Source organism: Xanthomonas hawaiiensis (assembly GCF_031834635.1).
Taxonomy (GTDB): Bacteria; Pseudomonadota; Gammaproteobacteria; order Xanthomonadales; family Xanthomonadaceae; genus Xanthomonas_A; species Xanthomonas_A sacchari.
Genome location: NZ_CP115873.1, coordinates 4,341,272 through 4,364,183, shown reverse-complemented (window position 1 = coordinate 4,364,183; position 22,912 = coordinate 4,341,272). Strand labels below are relative to the sequence as shown.

General features: G+C 71.0%; 23 protein-coding genes. 8 read left to right on the top strand and 15 right to left on the bottom strand.

The features are described from left to right. Positions 1 to 43: 43 nt before the first annotated feature. The 10 genes from PG878_RS18600 to PG878_RS18555 all read right to left on the bottom strand — a co-directional run bounded on the left by PG878_RS18600 (position 44) and on the right by PG878_RS18555 (position 9,865). A complete protein-coding gene (locus PG878_RS18600) occupies positions 44 to 1,231 on the bottom strand; it encodes a GGDEF domain-containing protein (RefSeq protein ID WP_209031537.1) in 1,188 nt (395 codons plus the stop codon). Between the two features lie 141 nt (positions 1,232 to 1,372). Beyond that, entirely contained in the window at positions 1,373 to 2,488 is a 1,116-nt protein-coding gene (locus tag PG878_RS18595) for a hypothetical protein (protein ID WP_209031538.1), read from the bottom strand. Next, a complete protein-coding gene (locus PG878_RS18590) occupies positions 2,485 to 3,666 on the bottom strand; it encodes an ATP-grasp domain-containing protein (RefSeq protein WP_209031539.1) in 1,182 nt (393 codons plus the stop codon). Before PG878_RS18590 ends, PG878_RS18595 begins: the two co-directional genes overlap by 4 nt. Beyond that, positions 3,659 to 4,507, bottom strand: a complete 849-nt coding sequence (locus PG878_RS18585) for an MBL fold metallo-hydrolase (protein ID WP_209031540.1) — start codon at positions 4,505 to 4,507, stop codon at positions 3,659 to 3,661. Before PG878_RS18585 ends, PG878_RS18590 begins: the two co-directional genes overlap by 8 nt. Then, positions 4,504 to 5,481 carry an NAD-dependent epimerase/dehydratase family protein gene (locus PG878_RS18580; RefSeq protein ID WP_209031541.1) on the bottom strand — a complete coding sequence of 326 codons (978 nt, stop codon included), beginning with the start codon at positions 5,479 to 5,481 and terminating at the stop codon, positions 4,504 to 4,506. Before PG878_RS18580 ends, PG878_RS18585 begins: the two co-directional genes overlap by 4 nt. 1 nt (position 5,482) lies before the next feature. After that, positions 5,483 to 6,499, bottom strand: coding sequence for a 3-oxoacyl-[acyl-carrier-protein] synthase III C-terminal domain-containing protein (locus PG878_RS18575; RefSeq protein ID WP_209031542.1), 1,017 nt, complete (start codon positions 6,497 to 6,499; stop codon positions 5,483 to 5,485). A 109-nt stretch (positions 6,500 to 6,608) separates the two neighbouring features. Then, positions 6,609 to 7,055: a GNAT family N-acetyltransferase gene (locus tag PG878_RS18570; RefSeq protein WP_209031543.1), complete on the bottom strand. Its 447-nt coding sequence runs from the start codon at positions 7,053 to 7,055 to the stop codon at positions 6,609 to 6,611. Between the two features lie 59 nt (positions 7,056 to 7,114). After that, entirely contained in the window at positions 7,115 to 7,816 is a 702-nt protein-coding gene (locus tag PG878_RS18565; RefSeq protein WP_209031544.1) for a glycosyltransferase, read from the bottom strand. Between the two features lie 64 nt (positions 7,817 to 7,880). After that, positions 7,881 to 8,876, bottom strand: coding sequence for an aldo/keto reductase (locus tag PG878_RS18560; protein ID WP_209031545.1), 996 nt, complete (start codon positions 8,874 to 8,876; stop codon positions 7,881 to 7,883). A gap of 134 nt (positions 8,877 to 9,010) precedes the next feature. Beyond that, positions 9,011 to 9,865: an aldo/keto reductase gene (locus PG878_RS18555; RefSeq protein ID WP_209031546.1), complete on the bottom strand. Its 855-nt coding sequence runs from the start codon at positions 9,863 to 9,865 to the stop codon at positions 9,011 to 9,013. Between the two features lie 147 nt (positions 9,866 to 10,012). On the opposite strand from PG878_RS18555, the gene PG878_RS18550 reads away from it, so the two are divergent. Next, the gene (locus PG878_RS18550; RefSeq protein ID WP_209031547.1) at positions 10,013 to 10,924 is read left to right on the top strand and encodes a LysR family transcriptional regulator; all 912 of its coding nucleotides are present in this window, start codon (positions 10,013 to 10,015) and stop codon (positions 10,922 to 10,924) included. A gap of 197 nt (positions 10,925 to 11,121) precedes the next feature. On the opposite strand, the gene PG878_RS18545 is transcribed toward PG878_RS18550, so the two are convergent. Together PG878_RS18545 and PG878_RS18540 are read right to left on the bottom strand one after the other, a co-directional pair. Continuing rightward, positions 11,122 to 11,691: a flavodoxin family protein gene (locus PG878_RS18545; RefSeq protein ID WP_209031548.1), complete on the bottom strand. Its 570-nt coding sequence runs from the start codon at positions 11,689 to 11,691 to the stop codon at positions 11,122 to 11,124. A 107-nt stretch (positions 11,692 to 11,798) separates the two neighbouring features. Continuing rightward, positions 11,799 to 12,704, bottom strand: coding sequence for a LysR family transcriptional regulator (locus PG878_RS18540; RefSeq protein WP_209031549.1), 906 nt, complete (start codon positions 12,702 to 12,704; stop codon positions 11,799 to 11,801). 98 nt (positions 12,705 to 12,802) lie between these two features. Between PG878_RS18540 and PG878_RS18535 the strand changes: the two genes are divergently transcribed. The 4 genes from PG878_RS18535 to PG878_RS18520 all read left to right on the top strand — a co-directional run bounded on the left by PG878_RS18535 (position 12,803) and on the right by PG878_RS18520 (position 16,861). Then, complete coding sequence (locus tag PG878_RS18535) at positions 12,803 to 13,204, top strand: DoxX family protein (protein ID WP_209031550.1); 402 nt, start codon at positions 12,803 to 12,805, stop codon at positions 13,202 to 13,204. 32 nt (positions 13,205 to 13,236) lie between these two features. Beyond that, complete coding sequence (locus PG878_RS18530) at positions 13,237 to 14,043, top strand: DODA-type extradiol aromatic ring-opening family dioxygenase (RefSeq protein WP_209031551.1); 807 nt, start codon at positions 13,237 to 13,239, stop codon at positions 14,041 to 14,043. A 74-nt stretch (positions 14,044 to 14,117) separates the two neighbouring features. Continuing rightward, positions 14,118 to 15,362 carry a putative DNA modification/repair radical SAM protein gene (locus PG878_RS18525; protein WP_209031552.1) on the top strand — a complete coding sequence of 415 codons (1,245 nt, stop codon included), beginning with the start codon at positions 14,118 to 14,120 and terminating at the stop codon, positions 15,360 to 15,362. Between the two features lie 56 nt (positions 15,363 to 15,418). Next, entirely contained in the window at positions 15,419 to 16,861 is a 1,443-nt protein-coding gene (locus PG878_RS18520) for a UdgX family uracil-DNA binding protein (protein WP_209031553.1), read from the top strand. A 120-nt stretch (positions 16,862 to 16,981) separates the two neighbouring features. On the opposite strand, the gene PG878_RS18515 is transcribed toward PG878_RS18520, so the two are convergent. Together PG878_RS18515 and PG878_RS18510 are read right to left on the bottom strand one after the other, a co-directional pair. Beyond that, positions 16,982 to 17,572: a fasciclin domain-containing protein gene (locus PG878_RS18515; RefSeq protein ID WP_209031554.1), complete on the bottom strand. Its 591-nt coding sequence runs from the start codon at positions 17,570 to 17,572 to the stop codon at positions 16,982 to 16,984. 300 nt (positions 17,573 to 17,872) lie between these two features. Then, entirely contained in the window at positions 17,873 to 18,541 is a 669-nt protein-coding gene (locus PG878_RS18510; protein WP_209031555.1) for a class I SAM-dependent methyltransferase, read from the bottom strand. 261 nt (positions 18,542 to 18,802) lie between these two features. Between PG878_RS18510 and PG878_RS18505 the strand changes: the two genes are divergently transcribed. Continuing rightward, on the top strand, positions 18,803 to 19,270 hold the full coding sequence (locus PG878_RS18505) for a hypothetical protein (protein WP_209031556.1): 468 nt from the start codon (positions 18,803 to 18,805) through the stop codon (positions 19,268 to 19,270). Between the two features lie 291 nt (positions 19,271 to 19,561). After that, positions 19,562 to 21,199 (top strand): Na+/H+ antiporter, encoded by a 1,638-nt coding sequence (locus PG878_RS18500; protein ID WP_209031557.1) that lies wholly within the window; start codon positions 19,562 to 19,564, stop codon positions 21,197 to 21,199. Positions 21,200 to 21,387: 188 nt separating this feature from the next. Here the strand turns inward: PG878_RS18500 and PG878_RS18495 are convergent, their stop codons facing one another. Beyond that, a complete protein-coding gene (locus tag PG878_RS18495) occupies positions 21,388 to 21,867 on the bottom strand; it encodes an Lrp/AsnC family transcriptional regulator (RefSeq protein ID WP_209031558.1) in 480 nt (159 codons plus the stop codon). A gap of 54 nt (positions 21,868 to 21,921) precedes the next feature. Here PG878_RS18495 and PG878_RS18490 point away from each other — a divergent pair, with 54 nt between their 5' ends. Next, positions 21,922 to 22,908, top strand: coding sequence for a DMT family transporter (locus PG878_RS18490; protein ID WP_311185986.1), 987 nt, complete (start codon positions 21,922 to 21,924; stop codon positions 22,906 to 22,908). Positions 22,909 to 22,912: the final 4 nt, after the last annotated feature.

The window sequence follows — 22,912 nt, the reverse complement described above, 5'->3', positions numbered from 1 at the left end:
GCCGTCGGCGTGGTGCGCATGGCGTGCCGCTCGCCCGGGGCGCTCACGCGACCGTGGTGCCGGCGATGCGGTTGCGGCCGGCGCGCTTGGCCGCGTACAGCGCCTGGTCGGCCGCCAGCACCAGGGTCTGCCACGGCGCCTGCGCGCGCGGCGACAGGCAATAGCCGATGCTCACCGTGCACACCGGCGACGCCTCGGCTGCGGCGTCGATCTGCTGCTGTTCGATGCGCCGCCGCAGGCGCTCGGCGAGGTCGCGCACCGCCGCCTCGTCGCCATGCGGCATCAGCACCATGAACTCCTCGCCGCCGATGCGCGCGAGCAGGTTGGGGGTGTGGATGTGCTGCGCCAGCGTCTGCGCGATGGCGACCAGCACCCGGTCGCCGATCGCATGGCCGAAGCGGTCGTTGATCGCCTTGAAATGGTCCACATCGATCATCAGCACCGCGATCGACGCCTGCCTGCGCGCGGCATCGTGGCTCGCCGCCTCGCCACGCTCCCACATCACCCGGCGGTTGGTCACCCCGGTCAGCGGATCCTGCGAGGCATGCCGCCGCAGTTCCGCGTTCATTTCGCGGGTCAGCATCCACAGGAAGCCGGGAGTGATGCTGGCGGTCAGCACGATGCGCGAGAGCAGGCCGAAGGTGGTGGTCGGGTCGTAGCTGGTATCGGCACCGGGATGCAGCGCCCACCAGGCGATCCGCAGTCCCACCATGCCAGCCCACAGGAAATGGCAGACCGAGGTGAAGCGCGCCGCCGAGCGCACCACGCTGTCGGCATAGCGCCACAGCGCGACTGCGGTGGCGGCGGTCAGCAGGCCGCGCACCATGCCGCCGAAGATCACCATGATCCGGTGATCGTGGTTGGCGTAGTACAGGCTGTAGAGCTCCAGCGCGCAGAGCAGCGCGACCGGCACCAGCAGCGTCCATTGCAGCAGCGGACGCCGCAGATAGGCGTTCACCGCCACCAGCGTCAGCATGGTGGCCACGTCCAGGGTGACGTTGCCGGTGTGGTTGACCCAGTAGTTGGTGACGTTCCAGGCCGGCGCCAGCAGGATGCCGAAGCCCAGGGCGAACACGCCGTAGCTCAGCGCCAGCAGCAACAGGCTGCGCGCGTGCCGTTCCTTGCGGCCGGTGACGTACAGCGCCAGGAACATCGCCGAGGACACCGCCGCGAGCAATGCGTTGACGATCAGCAGGGTGCCGGCATGGGCCAGATGCGCAATCCATTCCACAGATGTTCCGGGCCGCAGCGGCGATGAGGTGTTGCAGATGCAGCAAAGTATAAGGCAGCGTCCATGCCTGGAATTCGGCAAGACACGCCGGGTTTGCGCTGAAAACGGTTACGGAATGCAAACGCGGGGTGCGGACCCCAGTCACAGCCGATACCGGCGCATCAGCGGCACGCCGATGCGCCGGGTCAGCGCGCCGAGCGCGGCGATCGGCTGGCGTCGCCGCAACGGCAGGTGCCGCGCATCGACCGCGCTGTACTCGATGACCGGTACGCCGCCGCGCTGGCGCTTGAAGCTGGCCGCGCCGGCGCTCTGGTTGAGGCGCTGGCCGTACCGTCGCGCATGGTCGATGCCGCAGGCGGTGAGGGTGCGGTACAGCGCCAGCCGCTGCGGCAGCTGCAGGTCGTAGCCGACGATCGGCGCGGTGACGGTGCCGCCGATGCCGAACAGCCCGGTGATGCACACCAGCTCCCCGCCGCCATCGCGGAAGCCGTCGAAGCGCAGCAACCCGGCGCGGTGCCAGGCGCGCAGGAAGCCGGCGTGGTAGGCCGGATTGCAGCGCGAATATTTTTGCAGGTACAACTGCGCATATAGTGCGGCGATGCGCGGGTAGTCGGCCTCGCCGATGGCGTCGTTGCCGCAGCGCTGCAGATCGCGACGATCGACCAGCTTGAGATCGCGGGCCAGGTCGCGATGGCGCAGCAGTTGCGGCCAGTCCTCGTACAGGTAGACCTGGCGGCTGGCGATGAGGGTGAAGCCTTCGGCCTGCAGCGCGTGCAGCCACTGCGGTGTGTCCACCGCGTTGAGCGAGCGGAACCACAGGGCGTGGTCGGGCCAGCGCGTGCGTGCGGCGTCCAGCAACGTGCGCAGGCCGGTCGGCGGCAGTGGCGGATACAGGTTGGTGGACAGCAGCCAGTTGTTGAGGGTGACCGCGCGGTCGATCCGTGCCCAGTCCAGCCAGGCGCCGATCCCGCCGCACAGCCCGCGCACCGGCGCGGCCAGCGCGCCCGGCAGCAGCCGTGCGGCTTCCTCGGCGGCGTAGTCGGCGTAGGTGGTGCGCGGCGAGCAGACCCAGGCGTTGCCGGGGTGGCGTTCGCCGACCGTCACCGGCAGCGCCAGCGCGCCCGCCTGCAATATCTCAATGCGCGCATGTGCGTTATTGGCCAACTGCTGCGCGTCGCCGCCGGCATGCAGTGCGGCGAAGCGTTGCAGCTGCGCGGCGTAGTCGGCGGCTGCGGCGGCGTCGTCGCCATGGTTCATGGCGGTGGCAATGCCTCGCCGTCCCACTCGGTATCGCGGGTGGCGGCTTCGCGCACGCTGCAGCGCTGTGCCAGCGCCAGGCGCGCGTGGCTGCCCAGGTCGCACAGGGTGCCGACCAGCGGCCAGCGGTCGCCGCGCGGTGCCAGCACATCCTCGGCGCGTGCGTAGTCGTGGCGCCACTGCCTCAGGCGGCCATTGGCCAGTGCCGCCGGCAAGGCCGCGCCGAGCATCAGCATGCCCAGCATCGCTGCGCGATCGTCGGTCGGGCGCAACGGCGCCAGCGCCGCGCCCGCGTCGCCGCACAGCAATCCCACCAGCGGATCGGTCGCGGCGAACAGATGCAGGCCGCTGGTCGCGCGTGGATTGCATTCGATCACGCTGCGGCGCCCTTCCGAAGACACCATCCAGTCGAAGGAGATCTGCCCGGTGAAGCGCAGCGCCTGCACCAACTGCGCGGTGAAACGCTCGATCTGCGGATCCGGCGCCGCGTCGAAGTAATAGCTGGAACTGCGCCGCAGCCGATAGCGCGGGCGGTACACCGCATGCGCCAGCAACACGCCGTCGCGCGCCAGCGCATACGAGCAGCGTTCCTCGCCGGCGCAGTAGCGCTGTGCGACCCAGTCGCCCTGCGCAGGCAACGGCGCGGCATCGGCGGGCACGCCTTGCGGGTACAGCCGCACATGCACGCCGAAGCGCGAGAACTCCGGTTTGAGCACCAGCGGGGCGGTGCCGGCCCATTCGCGCGCCTGCGCCAGGTTGCGCACGCGCACGCTGGCCGGTACCTCCACGTCGCTGCCGAGTCCGCGCGCCAGTTCCATGAAGTGGTACTTGCTGTGCAGCGCGCGCAACGTCTCGAAGTCGTGCAAGGGCAGGTGCAACTGCGCCGGCAGCGCACTGCGGTAGCGGGCCAGGTAGAACACCTCCTCGCAGGTCGGTACCAGCACGTCGATGCGCTGGCGCGCGAGCACGGTGTTGAGATCGGCCAGCCAGGCGCGCGGCGCATCGCGCGCCGGTGCGATGCGGTGATGCCCGGCGACCGTGCGCGACCAGCCGGAGATGCGGCTGGCGACGCTGTCGGCCAGGTGCACCCGCCAGCCCTGCGCGGCGAAACGGCGCGCCAGATCCAGGGCGACCGGCGCACGCGCACCGGTGATCAGCACGCCGGGTGCGTCATTCATGCGGGCGTTCCGCCGGTGTCGGCCGCCAGTGCCGGCAGTGCGAGGGCACCAGGCGCACCTGCGGCGCGGCCTGGCGCAGCGCATGCAGCCGCGCCAGCGTGTCGCGGTACACGCGATGCTCGCCGAGCAGGTGGGTGACCAGCGCTGGCGGCGGCGTGCCGTCGGCGAGCGCGGCGCTGGACCAGGCCGCATCGGCGATCAGGAACACCGGGCCTTGCGCGTCCTCGAACCACAGACCGTAATGACCGGGCGCGTGCCCGGGCAGCGGCACCAGCAGCACGCTGGCGTCGCCGAACAGATCGCGCGGCGTGCCGAAGTCGCGCAGCGCGGCGGGTGTCGTGGCCGCGGGCAAGGCCTCGATCCAGTGCATGCGCGGACGCGCGCCGCGCAGCAGCGCCGGCAGGAAGCCTTCGCGCAGCGCGGCCAGCCGGCCGCGGCGCTGCAGGTCGTCCCAGGCCTGCTGTGCGCATGCCAGGCGCGCGTGCGGGAAATCGGCGACGCCGCCGACGTGGTCGCCATGGAAGTGCGACAGCACGATCCAGCCGATGCGGTCCGCATCCACGCCGTCGCGGACCAGTTGTTCGCGCAGCGATTGTCCGGGCGCGAGGTGCACCGGGGTCAGCCAGCGGTACAGGCGCTCGGGGAAGCGCGCGGTGGCGTCGAAGAAGTGGGGCGAATAGCCGGTATCGAACAGCAGGTCGCCGTGCTGCGGATGCTGCAGCAATGCCGCCAGCGCCGGAAACGGACACGGCGCCAGCGGCGCGCCGCGGCGCGTGGCGCGCTCCGGATGCGTGCAGTGGCCGGCCTCGTACAGCCGCCACTGCAGCCTGGGCGTGCTCATGGCCGCCCCAGCGCGGCCAGCCCGGCCTCGGTCGACCGCACCGGCGCATAGCCGAGTTCGCGACGCGCGCGGCCGATGTCCAGCGTCTGCGAATAGCCGAGTACGCCGATGCCGTAGCGGCTGAGCCGCGGCTCCGGCTGCCCGCGCCGGCGCAGCGCGATCTGTTCGCCGAGCGTGGCCAGCGCCAGCGCCGGCCCGCGCGGCACCGGCAGCAGCCGCACGCGCAGGCGCAGCACCGCGAACAGTTCGGTCAGCAGGTCGCGCACCGCGATCGGCACGCCGTTGCTGATGTTGTAGGCGCGGCCGTCGCCGATGTGCTCGGCGCGCAGCGCGGCCAGCGCCGCGGCCACCGCGTTCTCCACACAGCACACGTCGATCATCGCGCGGCCGCCGTGGACCAGCGGGAACCAGCCGCGCTGCGCCACCGCCAGCAAGCGCGGCACGATCGCGTTGTCGCCCTGGCCGAATACCGCGCGCGGGCGCAGCACCACCGCCGGCAGTCCGGCCGCCGCGGCGGCGCGCACCTTCTCCTCCGCTTCCCACTTGGTCTGCGGGTAGCCGCCGATCCAGCGCGCCGGCGGGGTGAACGCCTCGCGCACCTGATACTGGTCGGCGAAGCGGAAATAGATGCTGGGCGAACTGAAGTGCACGAAGCGGCGCACGCGCGCGGCCAGCGCGGCGGCGAGCAGGCGTTCGGTGGCGACCACGTTGGCCAGGCGGAAGGTCTCGGCGCTGGCCCACGGCGCCGACAGCGCCGCGCAGTGGATCACCGCATCGCAGCCGCGCAGCAACGGCGCCAGGTCGTCGCGGCACAGGTCGGCGGGCAAGACCTCGATCCGCGGATCGCCGGCGAAGGCCGCCAGCTTGGCCACGTCGCGGCCGCTGGCGCGCACCGGTACGCCGGTATCGGCCAGCGCGCGCACGATGTAGGCGCCGATGAAGCCGGACGCGCCGGTGACCAGGACGCGTGCCATGTCAGTAGCGCAACACCGCGCCGCCGAACGCCAACCCGGCGCCGGAGCCGACCAGGCCGATCAGGTCGCCGCGCACGATGCGGCCGCTGGCGATCGCCTGGTGCAGCGCACCGGGAATCGACGCGGCCATCTGGTTGCCGCGGTGGCCGATCACCTCGATCAGCGCGTCCGGTGCCAGCCCCAGCGCCACGCGCAGGTGGCGCAGCGCCTTGGCGCTGGCCTGGTGCGGCACGATCCGCCGCAGCTGCGCCAGCTCGACCCCGGCCTGCGCCAGCAGCCGCTGCAGGAAACCGGGCAGCTTCGCCGCGGCCAGCCGATAGGTGGCGCGCCCGTTCATTTCGAACTGCGAGCCGGCGCGCAGCGCGTCGACGCCGTGATCCAGGCGCAGCCGGGTGCCGCCGGCGCGCACGCGGCAGTGGTCGATGCCTTCGGAATAGGTTTCAAGGCGCGCGGTCAGCAACTGCGAACCGTTGGCGCCGTCGTCGGCGCCGAGCACCACCGCGGCGGCACCGTCGCCGAACAGCGGCGCGGTGTCCGCATCGTCCGGGTTGAGGCCGACACTGGCGATCTCGCTGGCGACGATCAGTACGCGGCGGTAGCGGCCGGCAGCGATCGCGCAGGCGGCCAGGTCGAGCGCGGCGATGAAGCTCAGGCAGGTGGCGTTGATGTCGAAGGCCGGGATGCCGCTGCCCTGCAGGCCCAGCCGCGCGTGCAGCAGCGCGGCGCTGCACGGGATCGCCTGCTCCATCAGGCTGCAGGCGCTGATCACGCAGTCCATCTCATGCGCCTGCAGCTGCGCCGCCTCCAGCGCCGCGCGCGCGGCGCGTTCGCCCATGAAGGTGGCCGGCTCGTCGGCGCCCGCATAGTGGCGCGTGGCGACCCCGGTATGCCGCAGGGTCCAGCCGGCGGGCTTGCCCCAGCGCCGGTCGAAGGCCTCCGCCGACACCTGCTGCGTGGGCAGATACTCGCCCGTGCCGAGGATGCGCAGCGCGATGGGCCTGCTGATGTGGACGCTCATCCGTAAAGCTCGCACAAGGGGCGCGCAGCGTACTGCCAGCGCCTCGGCGCCGGCAACCGCCCTCGTGGAGATCGCGCCGCTGTGGGCGGCCGGCGACCTCAGACAGTCCTCAATCGCGCAGCGACTTGGCGAAATACTTGGGCGCTTCGACAAAGCCTTCGCGCCGATAGAAGGCGTGCGCGCGCTCCCGCCGGCGATGGCAGTGCACCTCCAGGCGGTCGCAGCCGCGCTGCCGCGCCAGCGCCTCGCCCTCTGCCAGCAAACGCTGTCCCACCCCGGCGCCGCGCGCGCGATCGTCGACGCAGAAATAGCTGATGCGGCAGATGTCGCCGGCCAATGCCAACTGCGGCAGAAAGTGCAGCGACAGCACACCCACGACATCGTCTCCCGCGGCGGCCACCAGCAAGGCGGCGTCCGGATGCGCCAGGAGCTGCGCCAGGCGGGCCTCGATGAAGTCCTCGGTTCCGGCATAGTCCAGCGCCGCCATCAGCGCCACGATCGCCTGCCGGTCCGCCATCGCCGCGTTCCTGATGTCCAGGTTGCCGTTCTCGCTCATGTGCAGAGCGTAGGAACTCGCCCGCGTTGGGCGCAACCGCTTTGCCGACCCGACGCAACCTAGCGCCCGCGGCGCTGCCCGTACCAGAAGCCGAGCGCGTCGCGCGAGCGCAGCATGGCGCGGCCGCGGCGCAGCAACTGCAGCAGCAGCCCCAGGTGCTCGCGCTTGCTGAAGCTGCGCAGCTTGCGGTCGGAGGTGTGCACCGGCTCGCGCAGGATCACGAAGCGTCCCTGTCGCGCCAGCGCGCGGCTCAGCGCCACGTCCTCGCCGGCGTAGTAGCGCTCGTCGAAGCCGCCGGCAGCGACGAAGGCGCTGCGCGTGCAGAACAGGAAGCAGCCGGGCGCGATGCCGGTGCAGCGGAACAGCCAGCCGAACAGCGTCTGCGCCAGGCGCTCGTGCCAGGCGATGTCGCCGAGCAGGCGCACCTGCGCGCCGCCGCCGACCGCGCCGGTGCCCAATGCGCGCAGCGCGGCGGCCAGCAGCGGCGTGTTGACCCGGGTGTCGGCATCGACGAACAGCAGGTGGCGGCCGCGGCTGGCGGCGGCGCCGGCATTGCGCACCGCGGCGATGTGCCGCAGCTCCACTTCCAGCACCTGCGCGCCGTGCCGACGCGCGATCTCGGCGGTGGCGTCGCTGCAGGCATCGGCCACCACCAGGGTCTCGCAGTCCAGCCGCAGCGCCTGCGCGGCGACATGCAGCGACGCCAGCGTGTCGCCGATCAGGGCGGCTTCGTCGTGCGCGGGGACGATGAAGGAGATCACCCCCGCATCATGCGGGGCCGGCGCGGCGCGGGCAATCGACCCGCGCCGCGGCCGGGGGCGCGGTTCAGCCCTGCAGCGCGCCGCGCGAGGCGGCGGGGTAGCGATGGCCGGCGGCGGCATCGGCGGGGAAGATCGCCTCGATCTGCGCCAGCTCCTCGGCGCTCAGCTTCACCTGCAGCGCACCCAGGTTCTCTTCCAGGTAGGCCAGGCGCTTGGTGCCCGGGATCGGCACCAGGTCCTCGCCCTGCGCCAGCACCCAGGCCAGCGCCAGCTGGCCGGGGGTCACGCCCTTGGCCTGCGCCAGTTCGCGCACGCGCTCCACCAGTTGCAGGTTGCGGGCGAAGTTCTCGCCCTGGAAGCGCGGCGAATGGCGCCGGTAGTCGTCGGCCTCGAAATCCTCCGGCGAACGGATCGCCCCGGTCAGGAAGCCGCGGCCCAGCGGCGAGTACGGCACGAAGCCGATGCCCAGCTCGCGTACCGTCTCCAGCACGCCATCGTGTTCCGGGTCGCGCGACCACAGCGAGTACTCGCTCTGCAGCGCGGTGATCGGGTGCACCGCGTGCGCGCGGCGGATGGTGGCGGCGGCCGCTTCGGACAGGCCGAGGAAGCGCACCTTGCCCTGTTCCACCAGCCGTGCCATCGCCCCGACCGTGTCCTCGATCGGCACGTTCGGGTCCACCCGGTGCTGGTAGTACAGGTCGATGTGGTCCACGCCGAGCCGGCGCAGGCTGGCCTCGCAGGCCGACTGCACGTATTCGGGGCGGCCGTCGATGCCGCGCGCGGCCGGGTCGTTGGGGTCGAGCTTGATGCCGAACTTGGTCGCCAGCACGACCTGGTCGCGGCGCCCGGCCAGCGCCTTGCCGACCAGCACCTCGTTGGTGTGCGGGCCATACATGTCGGCGGTGTCGATGAGGCTGACGCCGTGCTCGATCGCCGCATGGATGACCGCGATCGCGGCCGCGTCGTCGCTGCGGCCGCCGTAGAACGCGCTCATGCCCATGCAGCCGAGGCCGAGGGCGGAGACGCGGGGGCCGTTGCGGCCGAGGGTACGGGTTTGCATGGAGATGCTCCTGAGGGGGGAGGGGAGGGAAAGCGTGGCCGCAGGGCGGTTCGCTCAGGGTGAGGACATGCCTGGCGCGTTCGGTGTGGAGGGCATGGGCGGTTCCCGGTGCGCGAAGGACACGATGGCCGCGCTCAGCGCGGCTGGATGCGGGTGCCGCCGCTCAGCAAGGCCTGCGGATTCGGCGAGGCCAGGAAGTCGTGCGGGAAGCCCAGTTCGATCGCGCTGGCGACGTCCAGCCGCTGCAGGGCCTCGGCATCCAGGTGCAGGGTGAGTGCGCCCAGGTTGTCCTGCAGTTGCGCCACGCTGCGCGCGCCGACGATCGGCATCGCGCCGCGCGCCAGCAGCCAGCCCAGCGCCACCTGCGCCGGCGAGCGCTGCAGCTCGGCGGCCAGCGTCACCACCGCCTCGGCCACCGCCAGCGCGTGTTCGTTGAAGGTGCGTTGCGAATGCGCGACCTCGGCGCGGCCCACGCCATCGACCTGCGCGCCGCCCGAGGCGGCCGCGCGCACCCGCGCCAGATCGGCGGCGCCGTACTTGCCGGTCAGTACGCCCATCGCCAGCGGCGACCAGGCCAGCACCGACATGCCCAGCGCCCCGGCCATCGGCACCAGTTCGCGCTCGACCGTGCGCTGCGCCAGCGAGTATTCGATCTGCAGGGCGACGAACGGCGTCCAGCCGCGCAGGTCGGCCAGTGTCTGCATGCGCGCCACCTGCCAGGCAGGGGTGTCGGAGATGCCGGCGTAGAGGATCTTGCCGGCACGCACCAGGTCGTCGAAACCGCGCATGACCTCGTCGATGCCGGTGGTGCCGTCCCAGGCGTGCAGGTACAGATTGCCGCCGGCATCGACGTACAGGTCGAACAGGCGGCGCGCCTCGGCTTCGTCCGCGCCCCAGCCCCAGTCGGCGCCGAAGGTCATGGTGCCCAGGCACAGCGGGCTGACGCGCAGGCCGGAACGGCCGAGCAGGCGGTAGTGGTCGAGGGCCATCGTGGCGGTCTCCAGGTGAGGGTGCGGGGCACTGTAGGCGCCGCGTCGCCACGGATAAATCCGGGTAATCCGCATGGGCTTTGAAGCTGTGCTACACAATGACGGGCGCGCCTGCCACGTTCGTCCTTCCACTGCCGCCCACTCGCCATGCACCGTCCACCGCCGCTGTCCGCCGTCGTCGCCTTCGTCCGCGTCGCCCACCATGGCAGCTTCACCCGCGCCGCCGCCGAACTGGGCGTCTCGCCCTCGGCGCTGTCGCAGACGTTGCGCGCGCTGGAGGCGCAACTGGGCGCACGCCTGCTCAACCGCACCACCCGCCGGGTCGGCCTGAGCGAACACGGCGAGCGCTTCCTGCAGCGCGTGGCGCCGGGCCTGGCGCAGATCGATGCGGCCTTCGCCGACCTGGATTTCCTGCGCGACCGCCCGGCCGGCACGCTGCGCATCAACCTGCCGCTGGTGGCCGCCGAGCAACTGGTGTGCCCGCAGCTGCCGGCATTCCTGGCGCGCTATCCGGAGGTCAGCGTGGAGCTGTACTCGGACCGGACCCTGGCCGACATCGTCGCCGGCGGGTTCGATGCCGGCATCCGCCTGGGCGAGAGCCTGGCGCGCGACATGATCGCGGTGCCGGTGGGTCCGCCGCAGCGGCAGACGGTGGTGGCCGCGCCGGCGTATTTCGCCGCGCATGGGGCGCCGCGTACGCCGGCCGAACTGGCCGCGCACGACTGCATCCGCTGGCGGCGCACCGACGGCCGCCTGCAGGCCTGGGAATTCACCCGCGACGGCCACGATTTCCTGGTCGAAGTCAGCGGGCGGCTGGTGGTCAACGACACCGCGGTCGGCCTGGACGCCGCCCGCCGTGGGCTGGGCCTGGGCCAGGCGTTCGAGTGGCAGGTCGCCGCCGACGTCGCCGCCGGCCGCCTGCAGCAGGTGCTGGACGACTGGCACGCGCCGTTCGCCGGCTGGCACATCTACTACCCGGCGCGCGAGCACCTGCCGCCGAAGCTGCGCGTGTTCATCGATCACCTGCGTGCGGCGCATGCGGTCGCTGGCACGGCGTAGCGCGATGGGTCGGTCGAGGGCCGGCAGGTGGCGAAGTGGGAACCGCGGGAACAGGCGGCCGTGCTGGAGCCGCGGCCGCGATCGCGGCGTCGAGCAGCGCCCGACCGGCAAGGCCGGGCGCCGAGGGGCAGTACGTTGCCCAGGCACCGCTGCGTCGCGGTGCAGGGTGCCGCCCTGCGCGGGCGGCACCGCCGGACTCAGCCCTTGAGCTTGGCCGCGAACTCGGCCACGCGCTTGCCGAGCAGGCGCGCGGTCTCCAGGTCGCCGCTGCGCGGCGCCTCGTCCGGCGAGGCGTCGGACGGCGAGATCGCCAGCGCGCCGCCGGAGCCGGCGGTCCAGTTGACGTCGTTCGGGCCGTGCGCCTTGGTGTTGGACGGCAGCAGGCCGGTGCCGACCCAGATCTGGCCGTGCTGCTGGGCCAGGGTCCAGAAGTATTCGATGGTGGCGAACTTGTCGCCGTTGACCGAGGCCGAGTTGGTGAAGCCGGCGGCGATCTTGTCCTTCCAGGCCTGCGAGAACCACGGCTTGGAGCTGGCGTCGGCGAACTTCTTGAACTGCCAGGCGGGGCCGCCCATGTAGGTCGGGCTGCCGTAGACGATGGCGTCGGCCTGGCCGATGGCCTCCCAGGCGCCGTCGGGCAGGTTGCCGTCCTGGTCGATGCGGTACAGCGTGGCTTCGCCGACGCTGGCGGCGCCGGCGTGCACGGCCTCGGCCTGCTTGACGGTGTGGCCGTAGCCGCTGAAGTAGACGATCGCGATCTTGCTCATAAGCGGACTCCTGAGGGTGAGGGGGAAAGCGCGGGCATTGTGCGCACGGGCGGCCGCCGCGATCAGCGTCATCGGCGGGATGTTGTGTCCGGTCCGCGCGCCGCGGTTCAGCTCTCGGCCGGGGAGCGCATCGTGCGGTCGATGCCCACTTCGACCAGGTAGTCGATGAAGCTGCGCACCTTCGGCGCCAGGTGGCTGCGGCTGGCATAGACCGCGTACACGCCGATCGGCCCGATCTCGTGGTCGGGCAGCACCCGCACCAGGCGCCCGTCCTCCAGCGCCGCCTCGGCCATGAAGTCCGGCTGCACGGTGATGCCCATGCCGGCGATGGCCGCCTCGCGCAGCACGTCGCCGCAGTTGGCGCGCAGGGTGCCGGCCACCCGCACCTGGGTCGCGCCGTCGGGGCCGTGCAGGGTCAGGTCGTCCTGCACGTAGCTGTAACTGAGGAAGGCGTGGCCAGCGAGGTCGGCGGCCAGCTGCGGGGCGCCGGCACGCGCCAGGTAGTCCGGCGATGCGCACAGGAACGCCTGCACTTCGCCGAGCTTGCGGGCGATCAAGGTCGGCGCCACCTGGCGGGTGATGCGGATCGCCAGGTCGTAGCCTTCCTCGACGATGTCCACCAGGCGGTCCGACAGGGACAGGTCGAGGGCGACCTGCGGATAGCGGGCGCTGTAGCCGGCCAGGCGCGGGCCCAGCCGGGCGACGCTGAAACTGAACGGTGCGTTGATCCGCAGCGTGCCGGACGGCGTCAGCGCCTGTTCGCCGACGGCCGCCTCCATGTCGTCGAACTCGGCCAGCAGCAACTGGCAGCGCTGGTAATAGGCCGCGCCGACGCTGCTCGGGCTGACCCGGCGGGTGGTGCGGTTGAGCAGGCGCGAGCCCAGGCGCTGTTCCAGCCACGCCACCTGGCGGGTGACGCTGGCGGTGGACATGCCGAGTGCCTCGGCCGCGGCGTTGAAGCCGTTGCGGTCGACCACGGCGACGAACACACGCATCGCGTCGAGCGTATCCATTGTTGCGCATCCTGAAATTAATTCTCGAAATAACGATAATTTATTCGTGATGGCGTTGGGAATAGCCTGTGCGGGTCCTTTCCCATCGGAGATATCTCATGTCCGCTCCCGTCTCCCGCCTGGCGCCCTATGGCGCCACCTTGTTGCGCCTGACCCTGGGCGCGCTGTTCCTGGTGCATGCGCTGACCAAGCTGCTGGTGTTCACCCCGGCCGGCACGGCGGCCTACTTCGTATCGCTCGGCCTGCCCGGCGCGCTGGGCTATGTGGCCATGGCGCTGGAATTCACCCTCGCGGCGGCCTTGCTGCTCGGCGTGTACGCGCGCTGGGTCGGACTGCTCGGCATCCCGCTGCTGCTCGGCACCATCGTCAGCGTGCATGGCGCCAACGGCTTCGGCTTCGCCAATCCCGGCGGCGGCTGGGAGTACCCGGCGTTCTGGGCGCTGGCGCTGGCGGTGCTGTTCCTGATCGGCGACGGCCGCTTCGCATTGCGCTCGCGCTGAGCGCGGCATTCCCTTTTTTCCGGAGACTTGCCATGTCCCGTCTGCCTTCCCTGTACATCTCGCACGGTTCGCCGATGACCGCGCTGCAGCCCGGCCTGGTCGGCACCCGCCTGGCACAGCTGGCGGCCACGCTGCCGCGGCCGCGCGCCATCGTGCTGGCGTCGGCGCACTGGCTGGGCCGGCGGCCGCTGGTCGGCGCCGCGGCGCAGCCGCAGACCATCCACGACTTCGGCGGCTTCCCGCAGGCGCTGTATGCGATGCAGTATCCGGCGCCGGGCGCGCCGGCCCTGGCCGAGCAGGTCGCCGAGTTGCTGGAACAGGCCGGGCTGGCGCCGGTGCTGGACGAGCGCCGCGGCCTGGATCACGGCGTGTGGGTGCCGCTGTCGCTGCTGTACCCGCAGGCCGACATCCCGGTGGTGCCGCTGTCGATCCAGCCGGAACTGGGGCCGGAGCATCACCTGGCGCTGGGCCGCGCGCTGGCGCCGCTGCGCGAGGACGGTGTGCTGGTGATCGGCTCCGGCAGCATCACCCACAACCTGCACGACTTCGGCCGCTACGCCGAGGGCAAGGAAGTGCCCTACGTGCGTCCGTTCATCGAGTGGACCGAGCAGGCGTTGCGCCGCGACGACGTGCCGGCGATGCTCGACTACCGACGGCAGGCGCCGTTCGCCGCGCGCGCGCATCCCACCGACGAGCACTGGCTGCCGATCTACGTGGCGATGGGCGCGGCCGGGGCGGACGGGCTGGGCGCGCAGCGCATCGACGCCGGCATCGATGCCGGCCTGCTGGCGATGGACATCTACCGCTTCGACGGCGCCGCGGCGCGCGCGGCGGCCTGAGCGATTCATCGCGGTGAAGGCCGCAGCGCATCCGCGTCTCACCGTTTGAGACGCGGACCCGGCATCGTCGGTCGGTGAATACCCTCGAGAAACTCGCCGTGCTCGCCGACGCGGCCAAGTACGACGCGTCCTGCGCCTCCAGCGGCGCCGACAAGCGCCATTCGCTGCGTAGCGGCGGCATCGGCAGCACCGAGGGCATGGGCATCTGCCACTCGTACACGCCCGACGGGCGTTGCGTGTCGCTGCTGAAGATCCTGCTGACCAACTTCTGCGTGTTCGACTGCGCGTACTGCGTCAACCGCGTCTCCAGCAACGTGCGTCGCGCGCGCTTCACCCCGGCCGAAGTGGTCAAGCTGACCCTGGATTTCTACAAGCGCAACTACATCGAAGGCCTGTTCCTCTCCAGCGGCATCATCCGCAACAGCGACTACACCATGGAGCAACTGGTGGAAGTGGCGCGGCAGTTGCGCGAGGAGCACCGCTTCGCCGGCTACATCCATCTCAAGACCATCCCCGACGCGGCGCCGGAGCTGCTCGCCGCCGCCGGCCGCTACGCCGACCGGCTCAGCATCAACGTGGAATTGCCGACCGAGCGCGGCCTGGCCCAGTTGGCGCCGGAGAAGAACGTCGGCGGCATCCGTGCGGCGATGGGCGAGTTGCGCTGGCGCATCGAGGAGAGCAAGGAGGCGCGCAAGGCGGAAGCCCGCGTGCGCGCCAAGCCGCCGCGCTTCGCCCCGGCCGGGCAGAGCACGCAGATGATCGTCGGCGCCGATGGCGCCGACGACCGCGCGATTCTGCGCACCAGCCACAATCTCTACGGCAACTACCGCCTGCGCCGTGTCTACTACTCCGCGTTCAGCCCGATTCCCGATGCCTCCGCCAAGCTGCCGCTGCTGGCGCCGCCGCTGCAGCGCGAGCACCGCCTGTACCAAGCCGACTGGCTGTTGCGGTTCTACGATTTCTCGGTGGAGGAGATCGCCCCACCCACCACCAGCGGCATGCTCGATCTGGACGTGGACCCCAAACTGGCCTGGGCACTGCGCAACCCCGAACGGTTCCCGGTGGATCTCAACACGGCCGCGCGCGAACTGTTGTTGCGCGTGCCGGGGCTGGGCACGCGCAACGTCGAGCGCGTGCTGCTGGCGCGGCGGCATGCGCGGCTGCGGGTCGAGGACCTGGCGCGGCTGCGGGTGCCGCTGAAGAAACTGCTGCCGTTCGTCAGCGTGCTCGACCACCATCCGCGGCAGCGGCTGGACGATCCGCAGCGGCTGCGCGCGCAACTGGCGCCGGCACCGCGACAGGGTGGCTTGTTTGATTGACGCGGTGGACGTTTTCTGTTGCGTTCGAGGCGCCGGAGCGATGCAGGGAGCGGGCAGTGTTCCAGGCTGAGGTGGTGCCGCCGTGGAGCCTGGAGGCGTGGCGGGCGGTGGCGCGGGCGGCGTGGTGCGCGCAGGTGGCGCCGGAGACGCTGGCGTGGGAAGGCGACGCGCAGGGCGGGCTGCTCGTCGGGACCGACGTCGCGACGCAGCCGGCGCAGGTGCCGCCGCCGCGGGTGGCGGCCGGGTTTCTGGCGCTGGCCGGCGCGGTGCTGTGCCATCGCGATCCGCAGCGGCACGCGCTGCTGTACCGCCTGCTGTGGCGCATCGCCGGCGGCGAGCGCGCGCTGCTGCAGCGGGTCACCGATGCCGATGTGCACCGTGCGCAGCAATGGGCGCAGGCGGTGCGCCGCGACAGCCACAAGATGAAGGCGTTCGTGCGCTTCCGCGAGGTGCCGGGCGAGCAGGAGGCCTACATCGCCTGGTTCGAGCCGGAGCACCACATCGTCGATCGCGTGGCGCCATTTTTCGCGCGGCGCTTCGCCGGCATGCGCTGGGCGATCCTCACCCCGTACCGCAGCGTGCGCTGGGATGGCGAGACGCTGCAGTTCGGCGCCGGCGCGCAGCGTGCCGATGCGCCGGCCGACGATGCGCAGGACACGATGTGGCGCACCTACTACGCCAACATCTTCAATCCGGCGCGGCTCAATCCGACGATGATGCGCCAGGAGATGCCGCAGAAATACTGGAAGCATCTGCCGGAGGCGCAGCTGCTGCCCACGCTGATCCGCGATGCCGGGCAGCGCGTGCGCGAGATGGCCGAGCGCGCGCCGGAGCCGGTGCGTCGGCGCATTCCTGCGCCCGCACCGGCGCCGGCGGTGGCCGACGACGACAGCCTCGATGCGCTGCGCGCGGCGGCGCGCGACTGCCGCCGTTGTCCGCTGTGGCAGCCGGCGACCCAGACCGTGTTCGGCGAGGGGCCGCAGGACGCCGCGGTGATGGTGGTGGGCGAGCAACCTGGCGACGAGGAGGACCTGAGCGGGCGCCCCTTCGTCGGTCCGGCCGGGCGCCTGTTCGACCGTGCGCTGCAGGAACTGGGGGTCGAACGTGCAGGCATGTACGTGACCAACGCGGTCAAGCATTTCCGCTTCGAGCAGCGCGGCAAGGCGCGGCTGCACCGCAATCCCGAGCGGGCCCATGTCGAGGCGTGCCGGATGTGGCTGGCCGGGGAACTGGCGCGGGTGCGCCCGCGCATCGTGCTGTGCCTGGGCGCGACCGCGGCGCGTGCGGTGTTGGGGAATGGGTTTGCGCTGATGGCCCAGCGCGGGCAGTGGCAGGCGCTGGACGACGGCACACGCGCCCTGGCCACCGTGCATCCGTCGTGGGTGCTGCGCCAGCGCGGCGGCGAAGCGGGCGATGAAGCCTATCAAGGCTTCGTGCGCGACCTGCGCGTGGTGGCGGCGCAGGTGCCGATGCTGCACACGGGAAATTCCGGCCACTGACCATGCGCACGCGTGCTGCGGTTGTCGCCATCGGGGCGGGACCGCGCGCTGGCATGCATGGACGTGCAAAACGGGGACGGCCGCAGCCGTCCCCGCGATGCCAATGCACCCCCGATGTGCTTACGGCATCAAAACCTTGTCCACCACGTGGATCACGCCATTGCTCTGCATCACGTCGGCGGTGGTGACGTGCGCGGTATTGCCCTTGCTGTCGGTGAGGGTGACCTTGCCGCCGCGGGCCTTGGCGATCAGCGTTTCGCCCTGCACGGTGGTGAGCTTGGCGCTGCCGCCGCCGGCCTTGATCTGCGCCAGCAGTGCGGCCGCATCGAGCTTGCCCGGGACCACGTGGTAGGTCAGCACCTGGGTCAGCTTGTCCTTGTTTTCCGGCTTGAGCAGCGTGTCCACGGTACCTGCCGGCAAGGCGGCGAAGGCGGCATTGGTCGGCGCGAACACGGTGAACGGGCCTGCGCCCTTCAGCGTGTCCACCAGGCCGGCGGCCTTGACCGCGGCGACCAGGGTGGTGTGATCCTTGGAGTTGACCGCGTTGTCGATGATGTCCTTGGTGGCGTACATCGGCGCGCCGCCGACCATCGGATTCGGCTTGGCCTCGCTCATTGCCGCGTGGTCGTGCATCGCGGTTTGGCTGGGGGCGGCCATGGCAGGCAGGGAGACGAGGCCGGCGAGGGTCAGGGACAGCAAGTGGAGTTTCATGGGCAGGGTTCCTTGGAAAGGGATGCGCGGCCAGTCGACCGTGCACCTGCCTTTACGCGCGCCACGCCGGCGCGGTTGCATCACACCGTCCAGATAATGATGAATGCGCTGTGCCGGCCGAATCGTCGCTCGTGTCGTGCGCAGCCAGCGGGCCTCCCTGTGTGCCGACGCGCGCGCTGCGACAGGCCGTGCGATGCAGCGGCGCGTGCGCACGATGTGCCCAACGCCGTGGTGGGTCATCGACGCGTCCGTCGACGTCGCCGCCTGGCAGCGCCGGTCGGCGCAAGGCGGCGTATCGGCTCAGCGGCGCTGCAGCACGTAGCTGTTCTCGAAGCCGTGGGCGCAGCCGAGCACATGGAAGTCGCCGAAGTAGCCGGCGGCGCGCAGCAGGTCCACCGCGGGACCGACCTCCGGCGAGTACTCCCAGTCGCCGTAGTCGTCGAACACCACGAATCCGCCGGACACCACGCTCGGCCCGTACAGCAGGAAATCCAGCAACACGTTGCGCCCGGTGTGCCCGCCGTCGATGTGCAGCAGCGCCACCTTCGGCTCCATGCCGTAGAAATGCTCGGCGCAGAATTCGGAATAGCCGCGGATGAACCGCGCATTGGGCAGCAACTGCTGCCGGTAGTGGTTGAACTCCTCGAACTGGTTCGGCAACGCGAACGGATCCATGCCGATCACCCGGCGCTGGCGGCCGGACACCTCGTTCATCAGCACCAGCGACTTGCCCTTCCACACCCCGATCTCCACCAGGTCGCCCGGCACGCCCTCCAGCAGCAGGCACAGGTAGCCCAGCAGCCGGACGTGATCGTGGAAGGACAGCTCGCGCCGCTCCATCGCGTGTTCGGCCGGCAGGCCGGCCTGGGCCTGCACGAAGTGGTCGCCGATCAGCTCCCAGATCCGCGGAATGCTGCCTTCCGCCGCGTGCTCGTCGATGAAGCGATTGAGTTCCTGGATGGTGAGCATGCGGTCTCCGGCGGAAAGGCGCCGGTGTCGGCCACCGGCTCTGCTGCCGGATAGTAGCCTCCTCGGGACACGCCTGGACGCCCGCGAGGGGCGGGTCGGGTCACGACGCATCCCGCGGCGCCCGCTCGTCCGAGCATGGCGACGCAGCAGTATGCATCGCCCGTGGAATCAGTCCTGGTCCGATGGCCGTGGCGTGCGCGCCCGCCGATGCTGCGGTTGTACCGCGATGGGCGCGGTGCAACCCAACCAGGAGAAAGGACGATGGTCGCACTGCGCGGCAGTCGCAACAATTATCAGCTATCGGCCCACGATGAAGATCTGCAGGACGCCCCGCCGCTGACCCAGAGTGCGGCACGGATGCGCAACAAGGAGGGTACGGCGAAGGCGCGCGCCATCGCACGCTTGTCGGCGGCGACCGGCCTGACGTTGTCGCTCAGCCAGTTTTCGGTGACCAGGACCGCCGTCGGCGACACCGGTCCCTCCACACCGGTGGAGTGGCGCTACGAGGTCACCACGGGGCAGGGCGCGCGGGCGCGGCACTGGACGCTGATGGTCGACATGGACGACGTGCCCGCAGGTGCGCAGGGCATGGACGACGTGCCCGCAGGTGCGCAGGGCAATGGCCCGGACCGGCCGCACGTGGGCTATTCCTATTGGTGCACCGGCTACGACCCGGTGGCGCGGGTGAACGGACATATCTTCGTGGAGTACGTGTCCGCCTCGCGCTGAGGGCGGCGTGGTGGGACGGCGGCACGCATGCCGGGAACGGCGCGACCGCACCGGCATGGCCGCCGTCGGAGCCCGGCCGGACCGGCATCTTGAGACGGGCGGCAGTGGCTCGATCCGTGTGATGCCCCGCGTCGGTGCGATGGCGTAGGCGGCGTCGCCTGCCGATCCCGCAGCACGGCCAGACGCCGCGCTGCGCCGCCCCACTGGACATCGCCGCCGCGGTGCGCTTTGCTTGCAGGCTCCCCCATTCATGGGCGGCGCCGCCGGCGTGGCGCCGCCGTCCGGACGAGCATGCATTCGATCGAAGTGGTCTTGGCGATGTTGCTGGCGGTGGTGGCCAGTGGCTACCTCGTGCGTGTCCTGCCGTTCTCGCTGCCGTTGCCGCTGGTGCAGATCGGCCTGGGCGCGATCATCGCCGGCGTGTTCAAGAAGGGCTATGCGCTGGAGCCGGAACTGTTCTTCCTGCTGTTCCTGCCGCCGCTGCTGTTCCTGGACGGCTGGCGCATCCCCAAGCAGGGCCTGTTCCGCGACAAGGGCGTGATCCTGGAACTGGCGCTGGGCCTGGTGGTGTTCACCGTGATCGGCGCCGGCTTCCTGATCCACTGGATGATCCCGACCATGCCGCTGGCGGTGGCGTTCGCGCTGGCCGCGGTGGTGTCGCCGACCGATCCGATCGCGGTGTCCTCGATCGCCGCGCGCGCGCCGATCCCCAAGCGGCTGATGCACATCCTGGAAGGCGAGTCGCTGCTCAACGACGCCTCCGGCCTGGTCTGCTTCCAGTTCGCGGTGGCCGCGGCGATCACCGGTACGTTCTCGCTGGCCGACGCCTCGCTGACCTTCCTGTGGGTGGCGCTGGTCGGCGTGGCCGCCGGCATCGCGGTGGTGGTCGGCACCAGCCTGGCGCAGCGCTGGGTGTGGCGTCAGGTCGGCGAGGAGCCGGGCGCGGCGATCCTGGTCAACCTGTTGCTGCCGTTCGCCGCCTACCTGCTGGCCGAGGCGATCAAAGCCTCGGGCATCCTCGCCGCGGTCGCCGCCGGCATCGCCATGAGCTACGTGGAGCTGAGCGGCCGCGCGCCGGGCAGCATGCGCGTGCAGCGCTCGGCGGTATGGGACATGGTGCAGTTCACCCTCAACGGCATCATGTTCGTGCTGCTCGGCGAGCAGTTGCCGGGCATCGTGCAGGGCGCCATGCACAACATGGACGAGGCCGGACACCTGGACCCGTGGTGGCTGCCCGCCTACGCGCTGGCGATCTACATCGGCCTGCTGCTGCTGCGCTTCCTGTGGGTGTGGCTGTCGCTGCGCTGGACCCTGCTCAAGGCGCGCCGCCGTGGCGAGGACCGGCAGAGCCCGCCATGGCGGATCGTGGTGGCGACCTCGCTGGCCGGCGTGCGCGGTGCGATCACCCTGGCCGGCGTGCTGACCCTGCCGCTGGTCCTGCCCAGCGGCGCCGCGTTCCCGGCGCGCGACCTGGCGATCTTCCTGGCCAGCGCGGTGATCGTCACCTCGCTGCTGGTCGCCAGCATCGGCCTGCCGCGGCTGCTGCGCGGGCTGGAGCTGCCGGAGGAACCGACCGACCGCCTGGAAGAAGACCTGGCCCGGCGCGAGTCCTCGCGTGCGGCGCTGGCGGCGGTGGAGAAGCTGCGCCAGCGTCTGGTGCAGGACAGCGAGCACGCCGACCTGTACAACGAGGCCGCCAACCGGGTCAGCGCGCTGTACCAGCGCCATCTCGACCACGGCGAGGCGATGGAGAGCGATCCGGAGGAGGCGCGGCGCCTGGACGCGGTGCTGCGCCAGTTGCGCCATGCCGGCCTGCAGGCCGAGCGCCAGGAGCTGTTCAAGCTGACCCGCCAGCGCAAGATCTCCGACGAGATCGCGCGCCGGCTGATCCGTAACCTGGATCTGCTGGAGGCGCGGCGGAAGAGCTGATGAGGCCGGGATTGGGGAGTCGGGATTCGGGATTCGTGAAAGCGGGTTCCTGGTTCCGTCCCGGCTCGTCGCAGCGGCGTTGCCGGCGCGCGCCGGTCACTGTTCTTCGCCCTCTGCCCGCCATGGGGCAGAGGGCCTGCGCTTGTCGCTGCGTGGTCTGTCGCAAGCCCCGCGGTTAGCGCATTGCGCTAGGCATCCTCGGCCAGCGGCGGCAGCCGTCGCGGCACCGGGGTCGATTTCACGATCGCGGTATTGGTTTCGGCGCGATCGGTGACTTTCGCCAGGATGCTGTCCAGGTGCGCGATGCTGCGCAGGTACAGCCGGCAGATGAAGCAGTCTTCGCCGGTCACCTTGTCGCATTCGACGAATTCCGGGATGCGCTGCAGCAGTTCCTCCACCAGGTGCAACTGCCCCGGCAGCGGTTTCACCCGCACGATCGCCTGCAAGGTATAGCCGAGCGCGCGTGGGTCGAGTTCGATCGTGAACCCGGCGATCACGCCCTGGTGCTGCAGCCGGCGCACGCGGTCGGCGGTGGCGGGCGCCGACAGGCCGACCTGCCGGGCCAGTTCGCTGGTCGCCATGCGCGCGTCCTGCGCCAGGGCGGCCAGGATGGCGCGGTCGATCGCGTCGAGCGTGGTGGCAACCGGGGTGGAAAGGCGGTTTTGCATGATGGCCTTAATTTCGAAGGAAAGATCTCTATAGAGCCTAAGTATAGGCATGTTTTGAAGCGATTGCGGTTTCTACAATGGCTGCCATTCGCAGCATTGAAGGGAGCCGGGATGGCCTCCAACGAGATTCGCCGTGGTGCGGCCGAGATGGTCGTGGCCATGCTCATGTCCGGCACGATCGGTTGGCTGGTGGTGTCCTCGGGGCAGTCGCCGTTCAACGTGGTGTTCTTCCGCTGCCTGTTCGGCGCGGCCACGTTGCTGCTCTTCTGCGCGGCACTGGGCCTGTTGCGGCGCAAGGCGTTTTCGCCGCGGATGCTGGCGCTGGTGTTGCTTGGCGGGGTCGCGATCGTGGGCAACTGGCTGCTGCTGTTCGCCGCCTACGGGCGCGCGTCGATCTCGATGGCCACCGCCGTCTACAACACGCAGCCGTTCATGCTGGTCGGGCTTGGCGCGCTCGTGTTCCGCGAGCGCATCAGCGCCTCGACCGTGGCGTGGCTGGCGGTGGCCTTCGTCGGCCTGGTCGGTGTGGTGCGCATCGCCCCTGCGGTGCTCGCAGTGCCGGGGGCGTACCTGCAGGGCGTCGCCCTGGCGCTCGGCGCGGCGTTTCTGTACGCGGTGTCGTCGCTCGTCACCAAGCACCTGAAAGGCACGCCGCCGCACCTGCTGGCGCTGCTGCAGCTGGGTATCGGCATCGTGTTGCTGGCGCCGTTCGTGCATTTCGATGCCTTGCCTGCCCGCCCCGGCCAGTGGCTGGATCTGGTCGTGCTCGGCGTGGTCAACACCGGGGTGATGTACGTGCTGCTGTACGGCGCCATCCAGAAACTGCCCACGGCGATGATCGGCGCGCTGTCGTTCATCTACCCGGTGGTGGCGATCGCGGTCGATCGCATCGCCTTCGGGCAATCGCTGGCGTGGACGCAGGTGCTCGGGGCGATGCTGATCCTGCTGGCGGCGGCCGGGGTCAATTTCGGCTGGCGCGTGCTGCCGTGGCCGCGCGCGGCGCGGGCGCCTGCCAGCCGGCTCAAGACCGGCGAGCGCTAGCCAC